The following is a 25311-nucleotide window of genomic DNA, read 5'->3' as shown; positions in this document are numbered from 1 at the left end:
GTTGTACTCCTGAAGATATTTCAAAAAACCAGACGTTCGGTGGTCGGCGCCGAGGCTAGCTCAGGCTCGCTGACCATTTGCGTAGAGGCATCGCTGCGATCACTCAGCACCGCCCACTGCGGCGCTTTCTGCACCTGCAAGTAATGCGGCATGCGCTGCGCCACTGGCTGCTCGATGTCCGCCTTGGGAAAAAAATGCGATCCGAGCAAGAAGGCCAATGCCGCTACGTTTGCAAGCAAGAGGGTGCTGTTCATGGCACGACGCTCCAAATTGTTCTTTTTGATAGAACAGCCATAGCAGTCGCCGTGCCAACAGTGTAACGGCTGATAAGTCCTTTAAAAACAAGGGTTTGGTAAGGTTTTTCGGGCGGCACTGATTGCAAACTGCAATGACCGCTTTTTCGCGTAGTGCAAATTGCCCGGTAAAAGTTCCCGCAATCTTGCACGGCGCCTGCCTACACTTAAAAAGCCCTACGGACGACATGACAAAACAGGGGCCGGCCGTTAACATGCACGCCGTCTGTCGCCCCGCGTACAGCCCGCTTCAATCAGTGTCTCAGTAGCTCAATTGGATAGAGCATCCCCCTCCTAAGGGGAAGGTTGCAGGTTCGAACCCCGCCTGGGACACCACTTCTTGAAAACGAAAAGCCCCGTCGCATTTATCCATTGCGACGGGGCTTTTTGGTTTGGTCGACGAACAGGCGTTTTGCACTGTTACAAACTCCGGGGTCCCACCTCTGCCGTTGCATCGGGGCATTTGCGCCGGTGCTGACTGACGATCAGTCGCCGTTCAGTTCGACTTTGCCGAGAGTGCTGCTGACGTCGGTGACATGCCGACGGCCGTGGACTTCGTAAGTAGTCCCGCTCGCCTCGACGCCCGGCTTGCGCACGGCCAGTTGAGCGAATAACCCCGTCTTTTCGCTGTAACTGCCGAACCAGTCAATCAGCGCTCCGATGTAGCATTCGCCGCCGATCATTACCGGCAAATCAGCGATCTTTTCGATGGTGTAGTGCCCTGGACCGTAGCTGTAGTAATCGTCGTCTCCGGCACCCGTGGGAGGAATAGGGCAAAGGGGCGCGTTAGCGGTTGATTCCGATGCGACTTTCATTGCCTGGGTGATGGCGTGTTCGAGTGCCCCGTGCAGATCCGCGTCAAGCTCGTAGGTGCTGGTGCCATCCTCTTTATGTTGAGTCGTGGGCACCTGCAGGGCGTAACTGTAACGCACGGACACCGTCGGCACCTGACGGTTGACCTTCAGCGGATTGAGCAGATACAGGTTGTCGACACCGTAGGCGCCGTTTCGGTAGGCGGCATAGATTCTGTCGTGAAGCTTGATCCAGCTGATTGTCTGATTGGCGCCACGGTCGTTGGTGTAGAACAGCGAGCTTTCCGGCTCGACCGATCTTTTGACGAACCGCTCGCCCGTGCGGCGCCAGGTTTCCACGTAGGTGAACAAGCCGGTGCCGCCTGAGTATGTGTCGACGATAAGGTCGCGCTGGCCATCATTGTCCAGATCCAGCAGTGCGTAGGAAGACCGTCCGGTCTCGGCGGCGCCGTCGATGCTTGAGGCGTTCAATGCTTTCCATTCGTCCTCGCTCACGCCTTTGGGACGCGACTTGGGGAAGTTGGTTTGCTCGCCATAACTGTCATCGACTGGATCGCCTGCGAACGATGTCTCGGATGAATCGACAGCCCACGCGGCCAAGGCACGTTCCAGCGCAAATTCCGCGTGGTTTTTGCTCTCGGCAAGGATGCTTTCCTGCAGATCGCTCATCGCCTGCAGATCCACGGCGTCCGGCTGCCACATTGCGGCTTGCGTCCACTGTGCCTCTAATGCTTGCAGGCGCTGCCGGTAGCTGCCATCCAAACAAGCGACATCGTCCGCGCAGGCGTTGCGGGTTTTCAGCCAGGCGCGCTGGGTGCGCTTGAGCTCAGGTTGCGTCGCTGTGGCAGTTGTCAGCAGTTGGCGATACAGCGTGCCCATCTGCGCGTCTAGCTCATACAGCGATTTATTCGCGCAAATCATGTTTTCCACGTCGTTCGACGCTTTTTTGCAATCCATCGCCGCCGCTGTCGCTTGCTGGATAAAGACAAGCAAACACGCTGACAGGATGTAGCGTCCCTTGATGTACACGATTCAGTCCTTATGCAAATCCTTGAGCAGGCGCGCAGAGTAATAATCCAGGCAACATTCTTGAAGCACCACCCTCAGGCCCGGGCATTTTTGGCCGATAACCCGAACGGTGAGTTCAGACTCCAGCGAAATCGCTTGATGGCGCATGGCCTCCGGCTATCATCTGCGCGCCTGAAATCGCCTCGGTTCGTTTTCTTCAATTGCCTGGAAATCTTCGATGTCGTCGTATCACCAAAAAAGCTTTCTGATCGTCGATGATTTTTCCGATTTCCGCAGTTCCGTGCGTTCGATGTTGCGTGAGCTCGGCGTCAAGGATGTCGATACTGCCGACACTGGCGAGCAGGCGCTGAAGATGTGTTCGCAGAAGTCCTACGATTTCATTCTTCAGGACTTCCACCTCGGCGACGGCAAGAAGAACGGCCAGCAGGTGCTCGAAGACCTGATGTCGGAAAAGCTCATCAGCCACGAAGCCGTTTTCGTCATGGTCACCGCTGAGACCAGTCAGGCGATGGTGCTCAGTGCGCTGGAGCACGAGCCGGATGCGTACCTGACCAAGCCGTTCAACCGTTCCGGGCTGGCCCAGCGCCTTGAGCGTCTGGAGCAACGCAAGACTTTGCTCAAACCGATTCTTCAGGCCCTTGATCGCGGTAAGCCGGTCGAGGTGCTCAATGCCTGTATTGCCCTGTGCAAGCAGGACATCCGCTATTCGCCGCTGTGCCTGCGTTACCGCGCCGATGCGCTGCGCGACATGAATCAGAACGAAGCGCTGGAGCGACTCTACGACGGCATCATTGCCGACCGGCCGTTGCCGTGGGCCTTCGCTGGATTGGGCAAGTTGCTGTTCAAGCGCGGGCAGGTCTCGCAGGCCAAAGAGGTCTATGAAAAGGCCTTGAAAGTGTTCCCGATGATGCCGGCGCTTTATGACGGCATGGCCGATGTGCTGGTGGCCGAAGGCGACAGCAAAGGCGCGCAGCGGGTGCTCGAAGAAGCGATCCGTCTGTCGCCGCTGGCGGTGCGCCGCCAGGCGCTGCTCGGCAAATTGGCCATGGCCAACGAAGATTTCGAAACCGCCTCGCGTGCTTATCGTCAGGCCGTGGCGCAGGGCGCGCAGTCGCGTTTCAAGGACCCGGAAAGCAATCTCGGCCTGGCGCACGCGCTGATCAGCAAGGGTAGCGATCGCGGGCTCGACACGCGTACGCGACTGGAGATCAACACCACCCTCAGCGCTGTGGCCAAAGAAAACCCGAGCGACCCCGGTCTGCAGATTCGCGCGCGTTTGATGAAAGCCACCAGCCTGTTGCTCAACGACGCCGAAACCGCCGACAAGCTCACCGAACAGGCGCTGATGCGCCTCGATGGCATGGAGCAATTCATGAGTCCCGAGGCGGCGTTGCTGGTGGCCAAGCAGTTGCAGATGCTCGGTCAGGCCGAGGCGGGCACTTCGATGCTCAAGAGTTGCGCGGAGATCTACGGTGATGACCCGGCGGTGATGAAAGACATCGCCAAGCTCACCGACGATCCGACGATTCTCAGTTCGAGCAACGCTGCGGCCGATCTCAACCGTCAGGGCGTGCGGGTGTACAAGACCGGCAATCTGGTCGAGGCCCGCGAAGTGTTCCGCAAGGCGCTCAAGCTGCAACCGAAAAACATCAGTATCGCGCTGAACCTGGCCCAGTCGCTGCTGCACGGCACCGACACCAGTGTGCCGTCGGCGGAGCTGGAAGAATGTCGGGCCTGCCTGAAACTGGTGGGCCTGATGCCCGACACCGACGCGCGGTTTGCGCGTTATCAGAAGCTGAAAAGCAAGGCGTTTGGCGAATGAACTCAATAGATCCGGCGCTGGATTTTTCCACGGTGATTGCCTCCACCGTTCACGACATGAAGAACTCTCTGGCCATGCTGATGCAGGCGCACAGCCAATGGCTGGCGCGTCTGCCGAAAGAGCTGCGCGACGGCTCGGAGCAGGGCGTGATCGACTTCGAGTTCGCCCACCTCAACGGCATGCTCGTGCAGTTGCTGGGGCTGTACAAACTTGGCGTGAATCAGTTGCCGCTGCAGCCGGCGTATCACGAACTCGACGATTTCATCGAGGCGCAACTGGCCGCGCATCAGGAAGTGTTTGCCAGTCGCGGCATCATCGCCACTTATGAAGTCGACCCGTTGAGCCCGCTGGGTTTCTTCGATCGCGAGCTGATCGCCTCGGTGCTCGGCAACTGCATCAACAATGCGATTCGCTACGCCCGCGAGTCGTTGCTGATTACTGTCAGCGACGAAGCCGGGCAACTGGTGTTGAGCATCAACGACGATGGCGACGGCTATCCGGCAGAGATGCTCGAGCGTCAGGCCGATTATGTGCAGGGCATCAATCACAGCAGCGGCAGCACCGGCCTCGGTCTGTATTTCGCCAATCGCATCGCCGCGCTGCATCAGCGCAACGGCGTGGAAGGGCGCACCGAAATCAGCAATGGCGGGCCGTTGGGCGGAGGAGTGTTCAGCCTCTACTTGCCCTGAGGTCTGGTGTTGGAGCTGCCGAAGGCTGCGATCTTTTGATTTTAAAAAGCAAGATCAAAAGATCGCAGCCTCGTTGCACTCGTCAGCTCCTACGGCTCCTGCACAAGATCGGGATTTTTGTGGGCGCTGCTTGATATTCCGAACAGCCGCAGCCTATTTTGTCCGGGTCGCCGTTCGCGGCTCGCACAACAACAAGGATTGCGTCATGACAACCGATGGCCAGGGTTCACTCGCGCAGCGATTGACCGGCATTGATGAGATTGAATGTGTCACCCCGGATCTGAACGGTGTGCCACGGGGCAAGGTGATGACCGCCGAGGGTTTCCTCGAGGGGCGGCGTTTGCAGTTGGCGCGGGGTGTGCTGCTGCAATGCATCATGGGCGGCTATCCGCCGGCGCGGTTCTACGGCAGCGATGACGGCGATCTGGCGCTGGTTGCCGATCCTGCGCAGATTCACCGTTTGCCCTGGAGCGACGAGCCGCGCGCCATTGCGATTTGCGACGCCGACGAACTGAGCGGGGGGAGCTCAAGTCTCTCGACCCGTGGCCAGCTCAAAGCGGTCATCGCCCGTTACGCCGTGCACGGTCTGGCGCCGGTGGTGGCGACCGAACTGGAATTTTTTGTCTTCGCACCGAACACCGATCCGACTCAGCCGTTCCGTCCGCCGGTGGGCCTCGACGGCCGCCGCGAGGATGGCCAGTCGGCCTTCAGCGTCAGTTCCAACAACGGCCTGCGGCCGTTCTTCAGCGAAGTGTATAAATGCATGGCCGCCCTCGGCCTGCCGCGCGACACGTTCATGCATGAAATGGGCGTCAGCCAGTTCGAGATCAATCTGCTGCACGGCGATCCGCTGCTGCTGGCCGATCAGACGTTCCTGTTCAAGCATCTGCTCAAGGAGGTCGCGCTCAAGCATGGCCTGAGCGTGGTGTGCATGGCCAAACCGCTGGCGCACACGCCGGGCAGTTCGATGCATATTCACCAGAGCATCGTTGAGATCGGCAGCGGCAAGAATGTCTTCACTGACTCGAACGGCGAGCCGACGTCGATGTTCCGCCACTTCATCGGCGGGCAACAGGCAGGCCTCGCCGATTTCACCGCACTGTTTGCGCCCAACGTGAATTCCTATCAGCGCCTGTGTCATCCGTACGCGTCGCCGAACAATGCCTGCTGGTCCCATGACAATCGCGCCGCCGGCTTGCGTATTCCCGCCAGCTCGCCAGCCGCACGTCGGGTCGAAAACCGCTTGCCGGGCGCCGACGCCAATCCGTATCTGGCGATCGCCGCCAGTCTGGCCGCGGGTTTGCACGGCATCGAACAGGAGCTGGAGCCGAGCGCGGCGATCCAGGGTGAATTCGCCGTGCCGGATAATCTGGCCTTGCCGTGTACCTTGCACGCCGCGCTTGAGCGTCTGAAACGTAGCCAGTTGGCGAGGGAACTGTTCGGGTCGGAGTTCATCGAAGGCTACATCGCTTCGAAGACCATGGAGTTGACCAGCTTCTTTGATGAAATCACTCCCTGGGAGCGCCGTGTACTGGCCGCCCAGGCCTGACGTATCGCTGCTGCCGGGCTGTCGATCTGACCGCCCGGTATTTACTGCAAGGAGCCGCTCGGAACGCCGATGCGCCAAATCTGGAAATCCTTTCGAGCGCTGTATTTTGCCTCGCTGATGATGTTGATCGGCTCAGGCCTTCTTTCTACTTATCTGGCTTTGCGTCTGGCCGCCGACAATGTCGACGGGCTGTGGGTCGGTGCGCTGATGGCGGCCAACTATTTCGGTCTGGTGCTGGGCGGCAAGATCGGCCATCGCCTGATCGCCCGGGTCGGGCATATCCGTGCCTACTCGGCGTGTGCGGGGATCGTCGGCGCGGCGGTGCTCGGCCATGGTCTGGTGGACTGGCTGCCGGCGTGGCTGGTGCTGCGGACGATCGTCGGTCTGGGCATGATGTGTCAGTACATGGTCATCGAGAGCTGGCTCAACGAGCAGGCCGATGCCAATCAGCGTGGCCTGGTGTTCAGCGGTTACATGATCGCTTCGTATCTGGGCCTGGTGCTGGGCCAGCTGATTCTGGTCATGCATCCCGGCCTCGGGCTGGAACTGCTGATGCTGGTGGCGCTGTGCTTTGCCCTGTGCCTGGTGCCCGTGACGCTGACTCGACGGATTCACCCGGCGCCCCTGCATCCGGCGCCGATGGAGCCGCGCTTCTTTATCAAACGGGTGCCGCAATCGCTGAGCACGGTGCTCGGCGCCGGTCTGATCATTGGTTCGTTCTACGGTCTGGCGCCGCTGTATGCCTCGCAACAGGGGCTGACGACCGAGCAGGTCGGTCTGTTCATGGGTAGCTGTATTTTTGCCGGCTTGCTGGTGCAGTGGCCGTTGGGCTGGTTGTCCGACCGTTATGACCGCGCGCTGCTGATCCGCTGCTTTGCCGGGTTTCTGGCGGTGGCGGCGTTGCCGTTGGCGATCATGCCGCAGGTGCCACTGGAGGTGCTGTTCGTCGTCGGCTTCTTCTGTTCGCTGGTGCAGTTCTGCCTGTATCCGCTGGCGGTGGCGTTTTCCAACGACCACGTCGAAGGCGATCGCCGGGTGTCGCTGACCGCGATGTTGCTGGTGACCTATGGCGTCGGCGCGAGCATCGGGCCGCTGCTCGCGGGTGTGCTGATGAAGTTTCTCGGCAGTCAGAGCCTGTATGCGTTCTTCAGTTTCTTCGCGCTGGTGCTGGTCTGGCGGATTCGTCCGAAAGCAGTGACCAACCTGCATCAGGTCGACGACGCACCGCTGCATCACGTGGCAATGCCGGACAGCATGTCGAGTTCGCCGCTGGTGGCGGCGCTCGATCCGCGTGTCGATGAGCAGGTGGTGCAGGAGCAGATGGTGCAGGATCCGGCGCCGGTCACTCCTGAGCCTGAGCCCGAAGTGCAGCCGGATGCAGTCGTTGAAACCGAGCAGGACAGCGGCGATGACGACAAGCCTGCGCCGGATATCAGTGGTGGCAGGCCCTGAGCCGAAGATAAACACCGGCGCATAAAAAAGGGCAGTCCCGCACAGGACTGCCCTTTTTATTTGTCGCTGCGACTCAGAGATCGTCTTTGTCGAAACGCCGTGCTTCACGCTGCAACTGATAAACGAAACGCTCGACGTTGCGCGCAGCCTGGCCACTGATGTTGTGGAAGCGCAGACCGGCGAAGGTGATGTTGAGTTTTTCTTCGAAGTGCAGGTAGCGCAGCTCGACCGATGTTGGCTGATTGCCGAACAGCGGCGGGGCGATCAGGCGGTCGTAGACCTGGCCCAGTTGCAGGCGGTCAGTGATGTCGCCTTCGAAGCGGAATTTGCAGCCAGTGGCGGAGATATCCAGCAGCTTGCCGTGCAGAGGAACCTTGAGCTTTTCGCCGCCCAGTTCAACGCTGACCAGGTCGGTGAGTTTCAACGCAGCGCGGAAGGCGTTGCGGCGCTGGTGGTAGACCACTTCGCTCGGCAGGTCGCCGGTGTAGAAACGGTCGCCGTCGGATTCTTCGATGTTCAGTGTGCCGTTGCATTCCCAGGCGATGCGCACGCCGTCATGAAAGCCTTCGACCTTGAACGGCTCGCCAGCCTGGAGGAAGCGTTCGCCATCGCGCGGGATCATTTCGTCCAGGGCGATCGTCGCGGTTTCGCGGTCGACCTTGATCAGGTAGCTCTGAAAACGCTGGCTGCGTTCATGGAAGGTGATGATCAGCGGATCGTGGCTGTCTTGCAGCTGGCGCAGGTTGCTGGAGATTTCCAGTGGCGTGGTGAGCACCTTCGGAGGCTGCGGAGCATCATCCGCGCTTAGGGTGTTGGACACGGTTCTTCAATCTCCAGACAAAATAAGACGACTGGCCAGTATTTTGCCAGCATGTTGCGCAGGTGGATAGTGCAGGGTCAGCGAATGGCTCATGCCTGGCTGAGCGTTCGCGGCTTGACCGGTTTGGCAAAGGTCCCGCTGGCGTCGTAAAGCGCTGGCGGCTCACCGCCGGTGAGGATCTTCAGCTGATTGGCCGTGGTCGCCTGCTGGATCTGGATCGACTGGCCATTCTTGACGTTGGCAGCCTGGCACTGGGCGATCAGCGCGGTCAGGGCATCGCCCTGGGTCAGCAACTGGTCGCCAATGCTCGACTGGCTGGCCAGTTGCTCAAGACCTGTGCGATCGGTCGGCAGGTTGAGGCTGGCGAGGATTTCGCTGCGCTTGCGGCCATGCTGCTCGAGCAGAATGATCAACGCTTGCTTGGTCGCCAGAATTTCTTCCAGCAACGGCATGTCACGACCATGCAAAGCGAGGGATTCGGTTTGCAATAACTCCAGCAATTGTTGCGCTGGAGCAAAGTCGTCGTTGATCAGTTGCAATAAGTTAGTGTCGTGCATGGCTGGCCTTGGGGTTTAAGCGTCCAAAAGCCTGGCGCCGGCAAAAGCCTAGCGCTGGGCTTCGAAGTTGAGCAGTTTGCTGGCTACACGGTTGCTGTCGACTTTATAGCTGCCATCGGCAATCGCGGCTTTCAACTCGGCCACACGGGCTTTGTCGACAGCAGGCTGATCGCGCAGCTTGTCAGTGACCTTCTGCAACTGTTGAGCCTCATTGCTGAGGTGTACCGACTCCCCGCTTTTGGCGACATTGGCCTGTTCGGCCTGGGTATTCAGCGGCGCGGAGGGGCTGTTTTCAGCGCTTTCCTTGGCGTTGCTGGTACGTGTGCTGCCGGTTAGTGACGAGGAACTGTTCAATCGGTTGAAATCGATAACCATGATAAAAAACCTCTGGGAATTTGGACGCTTGCCATGTTTTCGGCTATCCCCTGAAAAACTTTAGGCCCAATCAACCATAAGCTTGCATGCGCCGTTGCGAGTCTTGCTGCGGCACAGTTTAGGGAAGCGACGGGATCGGCGCCAGTTTTCTCCACAGGGCTTTTACATGGCCACTTCGACCTGTCCCGGCGCAATCACCTGCGCCTTGATAACTCTTTGAGAATTAAGGTTTTTTACTCGAATCTGTTCTTTCATGCCGCCATTGGAGAGCGCTTCCCCCGGCATGCGTACGGCAAGGGTGCCGCTGCGGGCAGTGATCACCACCTGGTCACCCTTACGGACCACTTCGGCCTGTTCCAGATGCACCAGAGTTATGACCTGATCGGCGACCGTTGGTCGGGTAAGTTTCTGCCCGATCGCTTCGTCGACCGAGGTCAGGAAACCCTGGTTGATCGTGCTGACGTCGCGCTCGCGCAAGGTCACATCCTGCGGCTCGATAATGCCGGCGCGTTTCAGCGGACGAGTGGTCGTCACGATCTCGCGAAACAGGCGGACTTGAGCGGGTACGAACACCGTCCAGGGCGAACTGCCTTCGCAGCGAACCTTCACCGTGACGCGGCCCAGCGGGCGTGCCGGGCTCTCCAGCGTGGCTGTCAATTCCTTGTCGCACATGGGCATGCGCATGCGCGGGTCGAGCTGGTTGACTTCGATTTCGTAGCGGCCTTCGGTTTGACTGGAAGCCAAATAGTCTTCTACGGTGAATTCAAGAAAGCCCTGAGTCACGCCGATAAGCATATCAGGCAAGGTAACCGCATCTGCATGGGCAGGACTGCCAGCAAGCAAGCAGCAAACGGCGGACACCGCGCAAAGCCCTTTGCGAAGGGAAGATGTCAGGCGTCGGGAAAATGTCGTTTGAGCGTTCATACGAGTTAAAAAGCAAGCGCCGTGCCGTTTAGCAATGAATGTGCGTCGCAACAACACTTGGCGTTGGTGTAGGAGTCTGGGCATGGCTGGTGTAATGGATTCGGTGAACCAGCGCACGCAACTGGTAGGGCAGAATCGCCTCGAGCTGCTGTTGTTCCGTCTCGACGGGCCGCAGCTCTATGGGATCAACGTGTTCAAGGTACGGGAAGTGTTGCAATGCCCGTCGCTGACGTTGATGCCCAAATCCAGTCCTGTCGTGTGCGGGGTAGCGAATATACGGGGAGCGACCATTCCGATCCTGGATCTGGCAATGGCAACGGGCTCCGGTGCGTTGAAAGACAAGAACAGTCCGTTCGTGATCATCACGGAGTACAACACCAAGACCCAGGGTTTCCTGGTCCGCTCGGTGGAGCGCATCGTCAACATGAACTGGGAAGAGATCCATCCGCCACCCAAGGGCACCGGTCGCGATCACTACCTGACCGCTGTGACGCGGGTCGACAATCAGTTGGTCGAAATCATCGACGTCGAGAAGGTGCTGGCCGAGGTGGCGCCGACGCCGGAAGCGATTTCGGTGGGCGTGGTCGATGTCGAGACGCAGACCAAGGCGTTGTCGCTGCGGGTACTGACGGTCGATGACTCGTCGGTGGCGCGCAAGCAGGTCACGCGTTGCCTGCAGACCATCGGTGTCGAAGTGGTGGCGCTGAACGACGGCAAGCAGGCGCTGGATTACCTGCGCAAGCTGGTCGACGAGGGCAAGAAGCCGGAAGAAGAGTTCCTGATGATGATTTCCGACATCGAGATGCCGGAGATGGACGGGTACACCCTGACGGCGGAAATCCGCGGCGACGCACGCATGCAAAAGCTCCATATCATCCTGCATACTTCGTTGTCGGGGGTATTCAATCAGGCGATGGTGAAGAAAGTCGGTGCTGATGACTTTCTGGCCAAATTCCGTCCTGATGACCTCGCATCCCGGGTAGTCGACCGGATCAAAGCAGCAGATATCAGCTAGGGACCTTCTGTCCCTGGCGGTCAACACGATTTAAGAGGCGGCATCATTGTCTACGGGTAATTTGGATTTCGAACAGTTCCGGGTCTTCCTGGAAAAAGCCTGTGGCATTCTGCTCGGTGAAAACAAGCAGTATCTGGTCTCGAGCCGTCTCAACAAACTGATGGAGCAGCAAGGCATCAAGTCCCTGGGTGAGCTGGTACAGCGCATCCAGACCCAGCCGCGCAGCGGTTTGCGCGAGCAGGTGGTCGATGCCATGACGACCAACGAAACCCTGTGGTTTCGCGACACCTATCCGTTTGAAGTCTTGAAGAACAAGGTACTGCCGGAAGCGATCAAGGCCAGCCCCAACCAGCGTCTGCGGATCTGGTCGGCGGCCTGCTCGTCGGGACAGGAACCGTACTCGCTGTCGATGTCGATCGACGAGTTCGAGCGCAGCAACCTGGGTCAGTTGAAGATGGGTGTGCAGATCGTTGCCACCGATCTGTCGGGCCTGATGCTCAACAACTGCAAGACCGGCGAGTACGACAGCCTGGCGATCGGTCGCGGTCTGTCGCCGGAACGCCTGCAACGCTACTTCGACCCGAAAGGGCCGGGGCGCTGGGTGGTCAAGGCGCCGATCAAGAGCCGGGTGGAATTCCGCTCGTTCAACCTGCTCGACAGCTACGCGGCGCTGGGCAAGTTCGACATCGTGTTCTGCCGCAACGTGCTGATCTACTTCTCTGCCGAAGTGAAGAAGGACATCCTGTTGCGCATTCACAGCACGTTGAAGCCGGGCGGGTATCTGTTCCTTGGCGCTTCGGAAGCGCTGAACGGATTGCCGGATCATTACCAGATGGTTCAGTGCAGCCCGGGGATTATCTACAAGGCGAAATAAGCGGTTTGCGCTGATACAAAAACGGGAGGCCCGCAAAGGCCTCCTTTTTTTATGCCCGAATTATTTTCCACGAATCCCCTGTGGGAGCGAGCCTGCTCGCGAAAGCGGTCTGTCCATAAGACAGTTGGCGCCTGACACGCCGCCTTCGCGAGCAGGCTCGCTCCCACAGGGATCTGCGCTGACCTGGCAACGACGGCAAGCGGCAGAAAAGCGGCATCCGGCGGTAACCGGTTGCCGCTTTTCTGGCATTGCCGCTTAGCCTGTTCGGCACAAAGCCCCGGAATACGGGGCTTTGATCATTTGGCACGGCGCTTGCTAAAGCTCAAGTACGAAAAACCGGTCACCTGAAGGTTCCCGACATGAGCATCAGCTTCGACAAAGCGCTGGGCATTCACGAAAAGGCATTGGGCTTCCGCGCCCAGCGTGCCGAAGTGCTGGCCAACAACATCGCCAACGCCGACACCCCGAACTACAAAGCGCGGGATCTGGATTTCTCCAAAGTGCTCGAAGCACAGACCGAGAAGACCAAGACCGGCGGCCACTTTGCCCTGAACATGACCAACAGCCGGCACATCGAGGCTGAAGGGCTGGGCAACGGCGACGAGTCGCTGATGTATCGCACGCCGATGCAGCCTTCGATCGACCAGAACACCGTCGACGCTCAACTGGAACAGTCGAACTACGCGGAAAACGCTGTCGGCTTCCAGGCCAGCTTCACCTTGCTCAACAGCAAATTCAAAGGGCTGGTGTCAGCCCTGCGCGGAGAATAATCCATGTCCCTGTCCAGCGTTTTCAACATTGCCGGCAGCGGCATGAGCGCGCAGACCACGCGTCTGAACACCGTGGCTTCGAACATCGCCAACGCCGAAACCGTTTCGTCGAGCATCGACCAGACCTACCGCGCCCGTCATCCGGTGTTCGCCACCATGTTCCAGGGCGGCCAGGCCGGCGGCAGCAATTCGCTGTTCCAGAACCAGGACGCGGCCGGGCAGGGCGTGCAGGTGCTTGGCGTCGTCGAAGACCAGAGCAACCTCGAAGCGCGCTACGAGCCGAACCATCCGGCCGCCGACGCCAAGGGCTACGTCTACTACCCGAACGTCAACGTGGTGGAAGAAATGGCTGACATGATTTCCGCGAGCCGCTCGTTCCAGACCAACGCGGAAATGATGAACACCGCCAAAACCATGATGCAGAAGGTACTGACCCTCGGTCAGTAATAAGGGGCGACTGCCATGAGCGTTACGGATACCACCAGCAGCCTGAGCATGAACGACATCCTGGCCAACTCGTCGAAGAAGGCCAGCAGCACGACGTCGGGCGGCATCGCTTCGGCGACCAACAGTGCCACCGGCGGCCAGGCGCTGGGCAAGGATGCTTTCCTGCAATTGCTGGTCACCCAGCTGAAAAACCAGAATCCGCTCGACCCGCAGGACAACAGCGCCTTCGTCGCGCAGTTGGCGCAGTTCAGCAGCCTTGAAGGCATCACCACGCTGAACTCCACTGTCAGTGGCCTTGCCGGCAACTACAACTCGTCGCAGGCGCTGCAAGCGTCGTCGCTGGTCGGTCGCAACGTGATCGTGCAGACCAACACCGCCCAGCTCGATGACCCGAGCAAAGGCCTGACCGGTTCGGTCACCGTGCCTTCGTCGATTGCCGGCGGCACCGTGACGATCACCGACAAGGACGGCAAAACCGTGCGCACCATCGACCTGGGCAGCCGCGCTGCCGGCGATGCCAGCTTCACTTGGGACGGCAAGGACACCGCCGGCACCGTGGTTCCGGTCGGCACTTACACGTTCAAGGCCAACGCACCGATCAACGGCACCGCGACCGACCTGGCGACCTACCTGCCGGCGACCGTCAACAGCGTGACGATCAGCCAGACCGGTGGCGAGCTGATGCTCAACCTGGCCGGCAAGGGCACCGTTGCCCTGTCCAAAGTACAAACCATTGGTATATAGAGCCGACTAACCCGGCACGAAGGAGTGGAACATGTCTTTTAACATCGGCCTTAGCGGTCTCTATGCCGCCAACAAACAACTCGACGTCACCGGCAACAACATCGCCAACGTCGCCACCGCCGGTTTCAAATCCTCGCGCGCAGAATTCGAAGACGTCTATTCGTCGACTCGTCTGGGCAGCGGCAGCAAAGTGATCGGCAACGGCGTGCGCCTGGCCAACGTTTCCCAGCAGTTCACCCAGGGTGACATCAACAACACTGGCAACGTGCTGGACATGGGCATCAACGGTTCCGGCTTCTTCACCATGAGCAACAACGGCTCGATCTCGTACACCCGTGCCGGTACGTTCAAGGTCGACAACGCCGGTTACATCACCAACACCGACTACACCTCGCGTCTGCAGGGTTACGGTGTGGATGCCAACGGCAAGATCATCAACGGCGTGTTGACTGACCTTAAGATCGACACCTCGAACCTGGCGCCGAAGTCGTCTTCTGCGGTGACCTCGAGCATCAACCTCAATTCGTCTTCGCCAGTGATCGTCGATACCGGCGCCAGCGCCGTGACGTTCGACCCGTCGAAGCCGGAAACGTACACCAAGTCGTTCAGCACGCCGATCTATGACACCCAGGGCAACGCCCACGTCATGGACCAGTACATGGTCAAGACTGGCGGGAACACCTGGAAGGTTTACACCCTGGTCGATGGCCGTAACCCGGACGCTACCGGCAGCAACCCTGTGACCACTGCGCCGGTTGCCTCGACATTGTCGTTCGACAGCTCCGGCAAGCTGGTTCAGGTGAGCACGCCTAACCCGGCGGATCCAGCCAACCCGATCATCAGCAGCGATCTGAAGATGACTGGCTGGGTGCCGGGCACTGTGACCAATGGCGTGTTTACGCCTAACGGCGCGGCAGCGAATCCGAATGGCGTGACCATCTCGATGGCCAACACCACTCAGTACAACGCTGATACTTCGCGTACGATCCCGACTCAGGATGGTTACGCCACTGGCCAGATCACTAACCTGACCATCGACGGCACCGGTACGCTGTTTGCCAACTTCAGCAACAACCAGAGCAAGGCGATTGGTCAGGTTGCACTGGCCAGCTTCACCAACGAACAGGGCTTGCAGGCTGTCGGTGGCACCAGCTGGAAAGAGACTTTCGCTTCGGGTATTCCGGGCTACGACGCGCCGAAGACCGGTACGTTGGGTGAGGTGGTGTCCAACTCGCTGGAAGAGTCGAACGTTAACCTGACCAATGAGCTGGTTGATCTGATCAAGGGTCAGAGCAACTATCAGGCGAACGCCAAGACCATTTCGACTCAGAGCACGATTATGCAGACCATTATTCAGATGACCTGATTCGGGTTTCTGACTGGTTTTTTGGGCCCCTCGGTTTTGAGGGGCTTTTTTTTGGCCGTGGCGGCCTTTGGGCCGACCAGGTTCTTGGGGTTTTGGGTGAATATCCGTTGCTGCGGGTGTTGCTGATTACGGTTTCGCCCTTACGGCGACTTACTTTTTTACAAGCGCCAAAAAAAGTAAGCAAAAAACGCTAGCTCCTGCGTTCGGCCCTCGCAGGCTCGGGTTCCTTCGCTGCGGGATCGATCCGGGCGCAGCGGCTCCGGTTTGCTTCGCTGCACCTACTTCCGCTGTGTCTGGCTGCGCCAGACGGTCGCTGCGCTCCCACGCCCGGATCAATCCCTCCGCTCAGCCTTCCGACGTCGCCGGTGGATCAAGATCAAGAGCACTCGAGCTTGCGCTCATTGTTGAGTGGGGCGGCTTTGCCGCGGGCAGCTGCGCTGCTTTGCCTTTTTGTGGGAGCGAGCTTGCTCGCGAAGGCGGCCTGTCAGCCGACCTGTTCTTGAAGTGGTACCCAATCCAACTGTAGGAGCTGCCGAAGGCTGCGATCTTTTGATCTGGCTTTTGCTTTTGCTTTTGCTTTTGCTTTTGCTCTGGCTTTTGATCCGGCTTTTGATCTTTTGCCCCTTCGGCAGGCTTCGTTACGGGATCGATCCGGGGGTGGGAGCGCAGCGACCGTACGACGCAGTCGTACACAGCGAGTGTAGGTGCAGCGAAGCCAACCGGAGCCGCTGCGCCCGGATCGGTCCCGTAACGAAGGTACCCCGAGCCCCAGCGAGCGGGCCGTACGCCGGGGCAAAGCCTTTTGGGTTACCTTTTTGGCGTCTGAAAAAGGTGACTCGCTGTAAGAGCGAAACCGCCAGCCGCAGCACCGAGAAAACGGATATTCACCCAAAACCTCAAGAGCCCGGTCGGCCCAGAGGCCGCCAAGGCCGCCAAGGCCGCCAAAAAACAAAACCCCCGACAAACCTGAAGTCTGTCGGGGGTTTTCTTTTGTCTCGAGATCCCAGGCGTCTCGCAACGCCTGATCTCAGCTCAGCTTATTGGCAAGCTTCGCAATCCGGCTCGTCGATCGCGCAGGCCTTTGGCACTGGCGCCGGACCTGCCGGAGCGGCCAGAACCGAATCGTCGCCGTGGTTGCCGCCGCTGGAAACAGCGTTCAGCTTGCCGGTGTTGATGGTCGACTTCTCGGTGCTGGTCGCGGCCAGGGCACGGAGGTAGTAAGTGGTTTTCAGACCACGGTACCAGGCCATGCGGTAGGTCACGTCGAGCTTCTTGCCCGATGCGCCGGCGATGTACAGGTTCAGCGACTGGGCCTGGTCGATCCACTTCTGACGACGGCTGGCGGCGTCAACGATCCACTTGGTGTCCACTTCGAACGCGGTCGCATAGAGCTCTTTGAGTTCTTGCGGGATGCGCTCGATCTGCTGCACCGAACCGTCGTAGTACTTCAGGTCGTTGATCATCACCGAATCCCACAGACCGCGAGCCTTCAGGTCGCGAACCAGGTACGGGTTGATCACGGTGAATTCGCCCGACAGGTTCGATTTCACGTACAGGTTCTGGTAGGTCGGTTCGATCGACTGCGAGACGCCAGTGATGTTGGCGATGGTCGCGGTCGGTGCGATGGCCATGATGTTCGAGTTACGAATGCCTTTCTGTACACGGGCGCGAACCGGTGCCCAGTCAAGGGTTTCCTTCAGGTCGACATCGATGTACTTCTCGCCGCGCTGTTCGATCAGGATCTGTTGCGAATCCAGCGGCAGGATGCCCTTGGACCACAGCGAACCGTTGAACGTCTCGTAGGCGCCGCGCTCGTCGGCCAGGTCGCAGGAAGCCTGGATCGCGTAGTAGCTGACCGCTTCCATCGACTTGTCGGCAAACTCGACGGCAGCGTCGGAGCCGTAGGCGATGTGCTGCAGGTACAGAGCGTCCTGGAAGCCCATGATGCCCAGACCGACCGGGCGGTGGCGGAAGTTGGAGTTCTTCGCTTGCGGCACCGAGTAGTAGTTGATGTCGATCACGTTATCGAGCATGCGCACGGCGGTGTTCACGGTGCGTTGCAGCTTGGCGGTATCGAGCTTGCCGTCGACGATGTGGTTCGGCAGGTTGATCGAGCCCAGGTTGCAAACGGCGATCTCGTCCTTGTTGGTGTTCAAGGTGATCTCGGTGCACAGGTTCGAGCTGTGGACCACGCCGACGTGCTGCTGCGGGCTGCGCAGGTTGCACGGGTCCTTGAAAGTCAGCCATGGGTGGCCGGTTTCGAACAGCATGGACAGCATCTTGCGCCACAGGTCTTTGGCCTGGATGGTCTTGAACAGCTTGACCTTGCCCGGGTACTCGGTCAGCGCTTCGTAGTACTCGTAGCGCTCTTCGAAGGCTTTACCGGTCAGGTCGTGCAGGTCCGGTACTTCGGATGGCGAGAACAGGGTCCACTTGCCGTCATCGAAGACGCGCTTCATGAACAGGTCAGGGATCCAGTTGGCGGTGTTCATGTCGTGGGTACGACGACGATCGTCACCGGTGTTCTTGCGCAGCTCGATGAACTCTTCGATGTCCATGTGCCAGGTTTCCAGGTAGGCACACACCGCGCCTTTGCGCTTGCCACCCTGGTTCACGGCCACAGCGGTGTCGTTCACCACTTTGAGGAACGGCACAACGCCTTGCGACTTGCCGTTGGTGCCCTTGATGTACGAACCCAACGCACGAACAGGCGTCCAGTCGTTGCCCAGACCGCCGGCAAATTTCGACAGCATGGCGTTGTCGTGGATCGCGTGATAGATGCCCGACAGGTCATCCGGCACGGTGGTCAGGTAGCAGCTCGACAGCTGTGGACGCAGGGTACCGGCGTTGAACAGGGTCGGGGTCGAAGCCATGTAGTCGAACGAGGACAGCAGGTTGTAGAACTCGATCGCACGGTCTTCTTTCTGCTTCTCTTCGATCGCAAGACCCATGGCCACGCGCATGAAGAAGATCTGCGGCAGTTCGAAACGCACGCCATCCTTGTGGATGAAGTAGCGGTCGTACAGGGTCTGCAGGCCCAGGTAGGTGAATTGCTGATCGCGCTCGTGGTTGATCGCCTTGCCCAGTTTTTCCAGGTCGAAGGTGGCCAGCACAGGGTTCAGCAGTTCGAACTCGATACCTTTGGCGATGTAGGCCGGCAGTGCCTTGGCGTACAGGTCGGCCATTTCGTGATGGGTGGCGCTTTCGGCGACTTCGAGGAAGTTCAGGCCTTCGGCACGCAGGGTGTCCATCAGCAGGCGGGCGGTGACGAACGAGTAGTTCGGCTCGCGCTCGACCAGAGTACGGGCGGTCATCACCAGGGCGGTGTTGACGTCGGTCAGGGCCACGCCGTCGTACAGGTTCTTCAGGGTTTCGCGCTGGATCAGGTCGCCGTCGACTTCTTCCAGGCCTTCGCAGGCTTCGGTAACGATGGTGTTCAGGCGGCCCATGTCCAGTGGCGCGAGGCTGCCGTCGGCGCGGGTGATGCGGATCGACGGGTGAGCGTTGACCGCAGCTTCGGCCGGGGCGTGGGCAGCGCGTTCTTTCGAACGGCCGTCACGGTAGATCACGTAGTCGCGAGCGACTTTCTGCTCGCCGGCACGCATCAGGGCCAGTTCGACCTGGTCCTGGATTTCTTCGATGTGGATGGTGCCGCCCGATGGCATGCGACGCTTGAAGGTCGCAGTGACCTGTTCGGTCAGGCGCGCAACGGTGTCGTGGATTCGCGACGAAGCGGCAGCGGTGCCGCCCTCAACTGCGAGGAACGCTTTGGTGATAGCGACGGTGATCTTGTCATCGGTGTAAGGAACGACAGTGCCATTACGCTTGATCACGCGCAGCTGGCCAGGCGCGGTGGCTGCCAGATCCGAAGTCGAATCGGCGGCCTGCGGCAAGGTGCCCTGCGGGTTCTCGCGAGTTGTGTCGGTTTGCATGGGGGGTGGTCTCCACATTCTCTATGTTTGTTTGGCACCGTCATGGTGCTCACCGTTCTGTACCGAAGCACTGCAACCGACGGGCGTCGGCATTACAAACTTCGGAACAGTAGGAAAAAGGCTGCAACGCCGCATCCTTGCCGAAGTTTTGGTTACGAGCCGAAGCTCGCCACCGGATTCCTTCGCGGGTGGCAGTCATGACTGCAACACCCATACCGTTTTGTCCGTTTCGGACCAAATAAAACGGTGCCATCCGCCAGTGCGGTTTGGGCTTGAAAAACTCGCTTGTTCTACCGGAAACCGGCCATAAAGCACTTGAGTTTCAGGTCTGAAATGTGGTTGGGCGTTTTAGGTGAAAACCCTATATGTAGGGTCTCCGTTTTCGCCGTGCTACAAGATAATGCGTTTCAGGGGGGGATTGCAACGTACTACCTGTGGATAAGCCTGTGCGTAATTTGTGTAAGAAACAGGGAAAACGCGTGTAGGCCGCGAACCTGCTGAGCCAGACCGTTTGTCACTGTTTTTTTGCCTGGAAAAACGCTTCAGCGGTTTTTTAAGGGCGCGAACCCTATCACAGAATTCCGCCTTGTCCGAACGCATTTACCGACTTGTTTTCCGGGTGGCCGGCGTTTATACAATCGCTGGGTGCACGGGCATTTTTATCCTCCTGAAACATGACAGATGATCGGGAGATACACGCAGGATTGTGGGAGCGAGCCTGCTCGCGAATCGGTTGACCACTGAGCATTCAGGTTGAAGCAACAGACGCTTTCGCGAGCAGGCTCGCTCCCACAGGTTTTGTCCGTGTCAGGCGATTGTCTTTCTTCTTTTAATAAAAACAGCAAGCAGAGGTCACCGGTGGAGCAACAAACCTGGCAGGTATTGATCGTCGAGGATGACCAGCGACTGGCCGAGCTCACCCGCGATTACCTGCAAGCCAATGGCCTGCGCGTGGAGATCGAAGGCAACGGTGCGCTGGCGGCGGCGCGGATCATCAAGGAGCAGCCGGATCTGGTGATCCTCGATCTGATGCTGCCCGGCGAAGATGGCCTGAGCATCTGCCGCAAGGTGCGCAGCCAGTACGACGGGCCGATCCTGATGCTCACCGCGCGCACCGATGACGCTGATCAGATCCACGGCCTCGACCTCGGTGCCGACGACTATGTGTGCAAACCGGTGCGCCCGCGCTTGTTGCTGGCGCGCATCCAGGCGTTGCTGCGACGCAGTGACACACCGGAGCCGGTCGCGGAAAAATCCCGGCGGTTGCAATTCGGTCCACTGGTGGTCGACAACGCATTGCGCGAAGCCTGGCTGAGCGACAACGGCATCGAGCTGACCAGCGCCGAGTTCGACCTGCTCTGGCTGCTGGTGTCCAATGCCGGGCGGATTCTTTCCCGGGAAGAAATCTTCACTGCATTACGCGGCATCGGCTATGACGGCCAGGACCGCTCGATCGACGTGCGCATCTCGCGCATCCGCCCGAAAATCGGCGACGACCCCGATCATCCGCGCCTGATCAAGACCATTCGCAGCAAAGGCTACCTGTTCGTCCCTGAGGCCTGCGCAGACCTGGCGCTGTGAATTCGATCTTCCTGCGCATCTACGGCGGCATGTGCGCCGCGCTGATTCTGGTGGCGGTGCTCGGCGTGCTGGCGCTGAACCTGCTCAATCAGGTGCGCAGCGAGCAATATCGCGAACGCCTGGCCCACGGCACCTTCTCGCTGATGGCCGACAACCTGCAGCCGATGAACCAGACCGAACGCCATCGCGCGTTGCTGGTGTGGGAGCGGCTGCTCGGTATTCCGCTGACGCTGAAGAAGTTCTCTGAAACCGACCTCGATCTGGCCCAGCGCACCCGTGTGTTGCGCGGTCAGGCGCTGGTCGAGCAGACCGGGCCACATGCGGCCAAGGTCTATCGGCTGATCAGCGAAAAAGAGCAGCTTGTATTGGTAGGAGAGGTGCAGCAGATCAGCGAGCAACTGGCCCGGGCGACCATCTATTTGCTGGCCGATGAGCTGGTGCGGGTACCGGTCGGCGAACAGCCCAAGCGTCTGGCGCAGATAAAGCAGGAAAAGGGCTTCGGCTTCGATCTGCGTCTGGTCACGGTAAATGACGCCGACATGGACGAAGACCAGAGTCGTCGCGTGGCCGAGGGCGACACGGTGATGGCGCTGGGCAAGGGCGGCGATTCGATCCGCGTGTTTGCCGGCATGGTCGGCACGCCGTGGGTGCTGGAAATCGGCCCGCTGTATCAGATGAATCCTTACCCGCCGGAATGGCTGGTATTGATTGCCGCGCTCGGTCTGACGCTGATCGGTCTCATCGTTTATCTGCTGGTGCGTCAGCTTGAGCGGCGTTTGCGCGGTCTCGAAGCAGCGGCCACGCGCATTGCCAAGGGCAGCCTGGAAACCCGTGTGCCGGCGCGCGGCGCTGACTCTGTCGGGCGGCTTGCGTCGGCGTTCAATGGCATGGCTGAGCACTTGCAACAGTTGCTGGCGATCCAGCGTGAACTGGTGCGCGCGGTGTCTCATGAACTGCGTACCCCAGTGGCACGGCTGCGTTTCGGGCTGGAAATGATCGGCACGGCGACCACTCCGCAAGCGCTGGAAAAATACCGCGAAGGCATGGATCACGACATTGAAGACCTCGACAAGCTGGTCGACGAAATGCTCACCTATGCACGACTGGAGCAAGGCTCACCGGCGCTGACCTTCCAGCGCATCGACCTGGATGCGCTGGTCAATCAGGTGGTCGCAGAATTGGCGCCGCTGCGCGCCGAGGTCACGGTGCAGCGCGGTTTGTGTCTTTCATCTGCCGACAATGACGGCGCCTGGGTCGAGGCCGAACCGCGCTATCTGCATCGGGCGCTGCAGAATCTGGTGGGCAACGCGATGCGCCATGCGCATTCACAAGTGACGGTGAGTTATCAGGTCGGTCAGTTGCGCTGTCGGATTGACGTCGAGGATGACGGGCCGGGCGTGCCGGAAGTGGCGTGGGAGCGGATCTTCACGCCGTTTCTGCGCCTCGACGATAGCCGCACGCGGGCGTCGGGCGGGCATGGTCTGGGACTGTCGATTGTGCGGCGGATCATTCACTGGCACGACGGCCGCGCGATCATTGGCAAGAGCAAGAGCCTGGGTGGGGCGTGTTTCAGTCTGAGTTGGCCGAGGAATCAGGAGCGCCGCTGAGATTCGGGATACCGCCTTCGCGAGCAGGCTCGCTCCCACATTTGAAATGCAATCCCCTGTGGGAGCGAGCCTGCTCGCGAAGGCGCCATAACAGACAATGCAAATCCTCAGGCTTGAATACTGACCAGGCTCAACAACTGCCCATCCTGCACTCCGAACTGCGCCTCCAGCTCCGATCCGTTGCGCCATTCGCTGGACAGATCCGTCAACAACCGCAGCCTGACCTGTCCCGCCTCAGTCCATTCCAGCACTTCGGCATGCTCGAAATAAAAGCGCTGCTGCACGATCGGGTACAGCGCCTTGAACAAACTCTCTTTCACCGAAAACGTCAGGGTCACCCGCAGCGCCAGTTGCTCCTGAGAACCCGCCGCCATGCGTTGCAGTTCCGCTGGCGTGAGGATTTCCCCGGCCAAGCGTTCGGCGCGCTCATGGCTCAACAGGTTTTCCAGATCCATGCCCAAGCCGCGCCAGTGCTGCTTGTTGGCAACAATCGCCGCCGCACGGCCGGTGCTGTGAGTGATCGAACCGCAGATATGCGCCGGCCACACCGGGGCGCGGTCTTCGCCGATCGGCGGGACGATATACAGACCTTCGAGTTGTTGCAGCGCGGCCCGGGCGCAGATGCGTCCAGCGAGAAACTCGGCCTGGCGCTTGGCCACCGAGCGCTGAATGCTCGGCGGCGCCAGCACAGCGCTGCGCTGAAAATCATCGCCAAGCAGGCGTGCCGGGTCGAAGTGAGTACTGAGCAGCACGGTATCGGCCAATACCGTCGGCAACGGCCAGTGGCTGTCGAGCGCAGTGCAGCAGGCGGGCAGGGCGGGGGTGAAGTTCATGGCGGGCATTTTGCCGGTTAGTCGGGGCGAGGTCGAGATCGGCGGTGAAGCCTTCGCGAGCAGGCTCGCTCCCACAAGGGATCTTCTGCGCGACAGATATCCGGTGTGGGAGCGAGCCTGCTCGCGCAAGCCGCGCCTCGGCGTTACTGACTCAACCGAAAATCTTCTTGAAGAACGCCTGCATATCCGCCCACGACTTCTCATCCGCCGCCTTGTTGTAACCAATGTCCGGCCCGCCATGCTCGCCATGGCTCAGGCGATCGGCATCCGGATTGCTGAAACCATGCTTGGCGCCATCCAGACTGACGAACTTGTAGTCCGCCCCGGCCTTGTCCATCTCAGACTTGAACGCGGTGACGTGGTCCTGAGTGACCATGCTGTCCAGCGCCCCATGCTCGACGAGGATTTTCGCCTTCACACTGCCCGGAGTCGCCGGGGTCTTGGTCGCCAGCGCGCCATGGAAACTCACCACACCGGCCAGCGGCACACCCTGACGCGCCGCATTCAGCACCACGGCGCCACCGAAGCAATAGCCGACGGCGGCGATTTTGTTCGGGTCGGTCTGCTTTTGCTTCTTCAACAGATCGAGCCCGGCGGCGAACCGTTTACTGGCGGCATCGGCATCCTTGGTCGCTGCCTGCATGAAGGCCATGGCGTCTTTCGGGTGCTCGGTGTTCTTGCCTTCGCCATACATGTCGATGGCCAGCGCGCTGTAGCCGAGTTCGGCGAGATCCCGCGCGCGGCGCTTGGCGTAATCGTTCAGCCCCCACCATTCGTGGACCACGACAACGCCGGGGCGTGGGCCTTTGATCGCGTCGTCATAGGCGTAGTAACCGATCAGCTGGCTGCCGTCGGCGCTTTGGTAGGGGATTTCTTCAGTCTTGATCGCAGCCTGGGTGAGGCTGCTGACTGCCAGCAAAGTGAGGGCGAGGAACAGGCGCATGGTCGGGTGTCCTTATTGAAAGTGGTCAGAACAGCCTAGTCGATCCGGTTCAGGTCAGGTTCAGAGACGGTTCAGGGGCCGTACAGGGGCGGCTCAGTAACCTTGCGCCATACCCAAACAGCACTGTGAAAGAGGAAATACCCATGACTCGTTTAAACAAATTGCTGATGGCTTTTACCCTGTTAGGCTCCAGCATCGCGGCGAATGCCGACGACACCAGCAACTTCGCCGGCCTGACATTCGGCCAGACCAGCGACAAGATCGACAAGTCCCACGCGCTCAACAACAACCTCGGCAACCCCAACGTCACTGGGGCCATCGACGGCAACAACACCTACGGCATGCGCCTCGGTCAGCAAAACAGCCAGGGCCGCTACTACGCCACCTATGACAACGTTTCCGGCTCGCACAATGGCGTTAAACTGCGCCAGGAAAATCTGCTCGGCAGCTATGACCTGTTCTATCCGGTGGGCGGCAGCACCAAATTGTTCGGCGGCGCCACGGCCGGTCTGACCAAACTTACGCAGGATTCGCCCGGCTTCAGCCGTGACAGCGACATCGGTTACGCCATCGGTGGCCAGGTCGCTGTGTTGCAGCAAGTTTCGCAGAACACCTCGGTGGAACTCGGTTACCGTTACCTGCGCAGCAACGCCAGCACCGAAATGAAAGAAAGCGGCGGCAGCAAACAGGGCTCGCTGGACTTGACCAGCAGCGCGCAGACCTACCTGTCGGCCAACTACTATTTCTAAGCGGTTGTCGCAGTTTGAAGTGTGGGAGCGAGCCTGCTCGCGAAAGGGGTGTATCGGCCGACACTTGCTTGGCTGATCCACCGTATTCGCGAGCAGGTTCGCTCCCACAGGTAGTTGCCTGGAGAGTT

General features: G+C 59.7%; 22 protein-coding genes and 1 tRNA gene. 14 read left to right on the top strand and 9 right to left on the bottom strand.

Features of this window, described 5'->3' with window-relative positions; genetic code table 11:
* Positions 1-20: 20 nt before the first annotated feature.
* On the bottom strand, positions 21-254 hold the full coding sequence (locus AB4N85_RS14765; protein ID WP_252868117.1) for a hypothetical protein: 234 nt from the start codon (positions 252-254) through the stop codon (positions 21-23).
* A 298-nt stretch (positions 255-552) separates the two neighbouring features.
* On the opposite strand from AB4N85_RS14765, the gene AB4N85_RS14760 reads away from it, so the two are divergent.
* Positions 553-629, top strand: a tRNA-Arg gene (locus AB4N85_RS14760).
* A 149-nt stretch (positions 630-778) separates the two neighbouring features.
* Here AB4N85_RS14760 and AB4N85_RS14755 read toward each other — a convergent pair.
* Positions 779-2134, bottom strand: coding sequence for a lysozyme inhibitor LprI family protein (locus AB4N85_RS14755; protein ID WP_460064852.1), 1356 nt, complete (start codon positions 2132-2134; stop codon positions 779-781).
* Between the two features lie 217 nt (positions 2135-2351).
* Here AB4N85_RS14755 and AB4N85_RS14750 point away from each other — a divergent pair, with 217 nt between their 5' ends.
* The 4 genes from AB4N85_RS14750 to AB4N85_RS14735 all read left to right on the top strand — a co-directional run bounded on the left by AB4N85_RS14750 (position 2352) and on the right by AB4N85_RS14735 (position 7646).
* Positions 2352-3956 carry a tetratricopeptide repeat-containing response regulator gene (locus AB4N85_RS14750; protein WP_016773603.1) on the top strand — a complete coding sequence of 535 codons (1605 nt, stop codon included), beginning with the start codon at positions 2352-2354 and terminating at the stop codon, positions 3954-3956.
* Positions 3953-4645: a sensor histidine kinase gene (locus tag AB4N85_RS14745; protein ID WP_076563863.1), complete on the top strand. Its 693-nt coding sequence runs from the start codon at positions 3953-3955 to the stop codon at positions 4643-4645. The genes AB4N85_RS14750 and AB4N85_RS14745 overlap by 4 nt, the downstream gene beginning before the upstream one ends.
* A gap of 307 nt (positions 4646-4952) precedes the next feature.
* A complete protein-coding gene (locus AB4N85_RS14740; RefSeq protein ID WP_460068352.1) occupies positions 4953-6194 on the top strand; it encodes a glutamine synthetase family protein in 1242 nt (413 codons plus the stop codon).
* Between the two features lie 69 nt (positions 6195-6263).
* Complete coding sequence (locus AB4N85_RS14735; protein ID WP_252878729.1) at positions 6264-7646, top strand: MFS transporter; 1383 nt, start codon at positions 6264-6266, stop codon at positions 7644-7646.
* Between the two features lie 73 nt (positions 7647-7719).
* Here the strand turns inward: AB4N85_RS14735 and AB4N85_RS14730 are convergent, their stop codons facing one another.
* The 4 genes from AB4N85_RS14730 to flgA all read right to left on the bottom strand — a co-directional run bounded on the left by AB4N85_RS14730 (position 7720) and on the right by flgA (position 10322).
* Positions 7720-8466 (bottom strand): flagellar brake protein, encoded by a 747-nt coding sequence (locus tag AB4N85_RS14730; protein WP_041479276.1) that lies wholly within the window; start codon positions 8464-8466, stop codon positions 7720-7722.
* 89 nt (positions 8467-8555) lie between these two features.
* Positions 8556-9023 carry a flagella synthesis protein FlgN gene (locus AB4N85_RS14725; RefSeq protein WP_041479278.1) on the bottom strand — a complete coding sequence of 156 codons (468 nt, stop codon included), beginning with the start codon at positions 9021-9023 and terminating at the stop codon, positions 8556-8558.
* Positions 9024-9071: 48 nt separating this feature from the next.
* Positions 9072-9398 (bottom strand): flagellar biosynthesis anti-sigma factor FlgM, encoded by a 327-nt coding sequence (gene flgM, locus AB4N85_RS14720; RefSeq protein WP_016773609.1) that lies wholly within the window; start codon positions 9396-9398, stop codon positions 9072-9074.
* A gap of 162 nt (positions 9399-9560) precedes the next feature.
* Entirely contained in the window at positions 9561-10322 is a 762-nt protein-coding gene (gene flgA, locus AB4N85_RS14715) for a flagellar basal body P-ring formation chaperone FlgA (RefSeq protein WP_073472167.1), read from the bottom strand.
* Between the two features lie 82 nt (positions 10323-10404).
* Here flgA and AB4N85_RS14710 point away from each other — a divergent pair, with 82 nt between their 5' ends.
* The 6 genes from AB4N85_RS14710 to flgE all read left to right on the top strand — a co-directional run bounded on the left by AB4N85_RS14710 (position 10405) and on the right by flgE (position 15538).
* Positions 10405-11337 carry a chemotaxis protein CheV gene (locus AB4N85_RS14710; protein ID WP_016773611.1) on the top strand — a complete coding sequence of 311 codons (933 nt, stop codon included), beginning with the start codon at positions 10405-10407 and terminating at the stop codon, positions 11335-11337.
* Positions 11338-11383: 46 nt separating this feature from the next.
* Positions 11384-12211 (top strand): protein-glutamate O-methyltransferase CheR, encoded by an 828-nt coding sequence (gene cheR, locus AB4N85_RS14705; RefSeq protein WP_016773612.1) that lies wholly within the window; start codon positions 11384-11386, stop codon positions 12209-12211.
* 359 nt (positions 12212-12570) lie between these two features.
* Positions 12571-12981: a flagellar basal body rod protein FlgB gene (gene flgB / locus AB4N85_RS14700; protein WP_016773613.1), complete on the top strand. Its 411-nt coding sequence runs from the start codon at positions 12571-12573 to the stop codon at positions 12979-12981.
* A gap of 3 nt (positions 12982-12984) precedes the next feature.
* Positions 12985-13428: a flagellar basal body rod protein FlgC gene (flgC, locus tag AB4N85_RS14695; RefSeq protein ID WP_016773614.1), complete on the top strand. Its 444-nt coding sequence runs from the start codon at positions 12985-12987 to the stop codon at positions 13426-13428.
* 15 nt (positions 13429-13443) lie between these two features.
* Positions 13444-14172 (top strand): flagellar hook assembly protein FlgD, encoded by a 729-nt coding sequence (gene flgD, locus AB4N85_RS14690; protein WP_016773615.1) that lies wholly within the window; start codon positions 13444-13446, stop codon positions 14170-14172.
* Positions 14173-14203: 31 nt separating this feature from the next.
* Positions 14204-15538: a flagellar hook protein FlgE gene (gene flgE / locus AB4N85_RS14685; RefSeq protein WP_056788088.1), complete on the top strand. Its 1335-nt coding sequence runs from the start codon at positions 14204-14206 to the stop codon at positions 15536-15538.
* Between the two features lie 1037 nt (positions 15539-16575).
* Here flgE and AB4N85_RS14680 read toward each other — a convergent pair.
* Positions 16576-19470 (bottom strand): ribonucleoside-diphosphate reductase subunit alpha, encoded by a 2895-nt coding sequence (locus AB4N85_RS14680; RefSeq protein ID WP_024013986.1) that lies wholly within the window; start codon positions 19468-19470, stop codon positions 16576-16578.
* An 858-nt stretch (positions 19471-20328) separates the two neighbouring features.
* Between AB4N85_RS14680 and AB4N85_RS14675 the strand changes: the two genes are divergently transcribed.
* Entirely contained in the window at positions 20329-21051 is a 723-nt protein-coding gene (locus tag AB4N85_RS14675) for a response regulator (protein ID WP_056788095.1), read from the top strand.
* On the top strand, positions 21048-22658 hold the full coding sequence (locus AB4N85_RS14670; protein WP_460064842.1) for an ATP-binding protein: 1611 nt from the start codon (positions 21048-21050) through the stop codon (positions 22656-22658). The genes AB4N85_RS14675 and AB4N85_RS14670 overlap by 4 nt, the downstream gene beginning before the upstream one ends.
* A 107-nt stretch (positions 22659-22765) precedes the next feature.
* On the opposite strand, the gene AB4N85_RS14665 is transcribed toward AB4N85_RS14670, so the two are convergent.
* Together AB4N85_RS14665 and AB4N85_RS14660 are read right to left on the bottom strand one after the other, a co-directional pair.
* Positions 22766-23491, bottom strand: a complete 726-nt coding sequence (locus AB4N85_RS14665; protein ID WP_095181574.1) for a 4'-phosphopantetheinyl transferase family protein — start codon at positions 23489-23491, stop codon at positions 22766-22768.
* A 151-nt stretch (positions 23492-23642) separates the two neighbouring features.
* Entirely contained in the window at positions 23643-24434 is a 792-nt protein-coding gene (locus tag AB4N85_RS14660; RefSeq protein WP_423664236.1) for a dienelactone hydrolase family protein, read from the bottom strand.
* A gap of 143 nt (positions 24435-24577) precedes the next feature.
* Between AB4N85_RS14660 and AB4N85_RS14655 the strand changes: the two genes are divergently transcribed.
* Positions 24578-25183, top strand: coding sequence for a hypothetical protein (locus AB4N85_RS14655; protein ID WP_460064839.1), 606 nt, complete (start codon positions 24578-24580; stop codon positions 25181-25183).
* Positions 25184-25311: the final 128 nt, after the last annotated feature.

The organism is Pseudomonas sp. H1_G08 (assembly GCF_054681355.1).
Note: the sequence above shows the minus strand (reverse complement) of the source record. Positions and strands in the feature narration are given on the sequence as shown.

Excerpts from the sequence above, each read along its gene's own strand:
- AB4N85_RS14765 (WP_252868117.1), bottom strand. The coding sequence starts at position 254 with ATGAACAGCACCCTCTTGCTTGCAAACGTAGCGGCATTGGCCTTCTTG.
- AB4N85_RS14750 (WP_016773603.1), top strand. The coding sequence starts at position 2,352 with ATGTCGTCGTATCACCAAAAAAGCTTTCTGATCGTCGATGATTTTTCC.
- AB4N85_RS14745 (WP_076563863.1), top strand. The coding sequence starts at position 3,953 with ATGAACTCAATAGATCCGGCGCTGGATTTTTCCACGGTGATTGCCTCC.
- AB4N85_RS14740 (WP_460068352.1), top strand. The coding sequence starts at position 4,953 with ATGACCGCCGAGGGTTTCCTCGAGGGGCGGCGTTTGCAGTTGGCGCGG.
- AB4N85_RS14735 (WP_252878729.1), top strand. The coding sequence starts at position 6,264 with ATGCGCCAAATCTGGAAATCCTTTCGAGCGCTGTATTTTGCCTCGCTG.
- AB4N85_RS14725 (WP_041479278.1), bottom strand. The coding sequence starts at position 9,023 with ATGCACGACACTAACTTATTGCAACTGATCAACGACGACTTTGCTCCA.
- flgM (WP_016773609.1), bottom strand. The coding sequence starts at position 9,398 with ATGGTTATCGATTTCAACCGATTGAACAGTTCCTCGTCACTAACCGGC.
- flgA (WP_073472167.1), bottom strand. The coding sequence starts at position 10,322 with ATGAACGCTCAAACGACATTTTCCCGACGCCTGACATCTTCCCTTCGC.
- AB4N85_RS14710 (WP_016773611.1), top strand. The coding sequence starts at position 10,405 with ATGGCTGGTGTAATGGATTCGGTGAACCAGCGCACGCAACTGGTAGGG.
- flgB (WP_016773613.1), top strand. The coding sequence starts at position 12,571 with ATGAGCATCAGCTTCGACAAAGCGCTGGGCATTCACGAAAAGGCATTG.
- flgC (WP_016773614.1), top strand. The coding sequence starts at position 12,985 with ATGTCCCTGTCCAGCGTTTTCAACATTGCCGGCAGCGGCATGAGCGCG.
- flgD (WP_016773615.1), top strand. The coding sequence starts at position 13,444 with ATGAGCGTTACGGATACCACCAGCAGCCTGAGCATGAACGACATCCTG.
- flgE (WP_056788088.1), top strand. The coding sequence starts at position 14,204 with ATGTCTTTTAACATCGGCCTTAGCGGTCTCTATGCCGCCAACAAACAA.
- AB4N85_RS14680 (WP_024013986.1), bottom strand. The coding sequence starts at position 19,470 with ATGCAAACCGACACAACTCGCGAGAACCCGCAGGGCACCTTGCCGCAG.
- AB4N85_RS14665 (WP_095181574.1), bottom strand. The coding sequence starts at position 23,491 with ATGAACTTCACCCCCGCCCTGCCCGCCTGCTGCACTGCGCTCGACAGC.
- AB4N85_RS14660 (WP_423664236.1), bottom strand. The coding sequence starts at position 24,434 with ATGCGCCTGTTCCTCGCCCTCACTTTGCTGGCAGTCAGCAGCCTCACC.
- AB4N85_RS14655 (WP_460064839.1), top strand. The coding sequence starts at position 24,578 with ATGACTCGTTTAAACAAATTGCTGATGGCTTTTACCCTGTTAGGCTCC.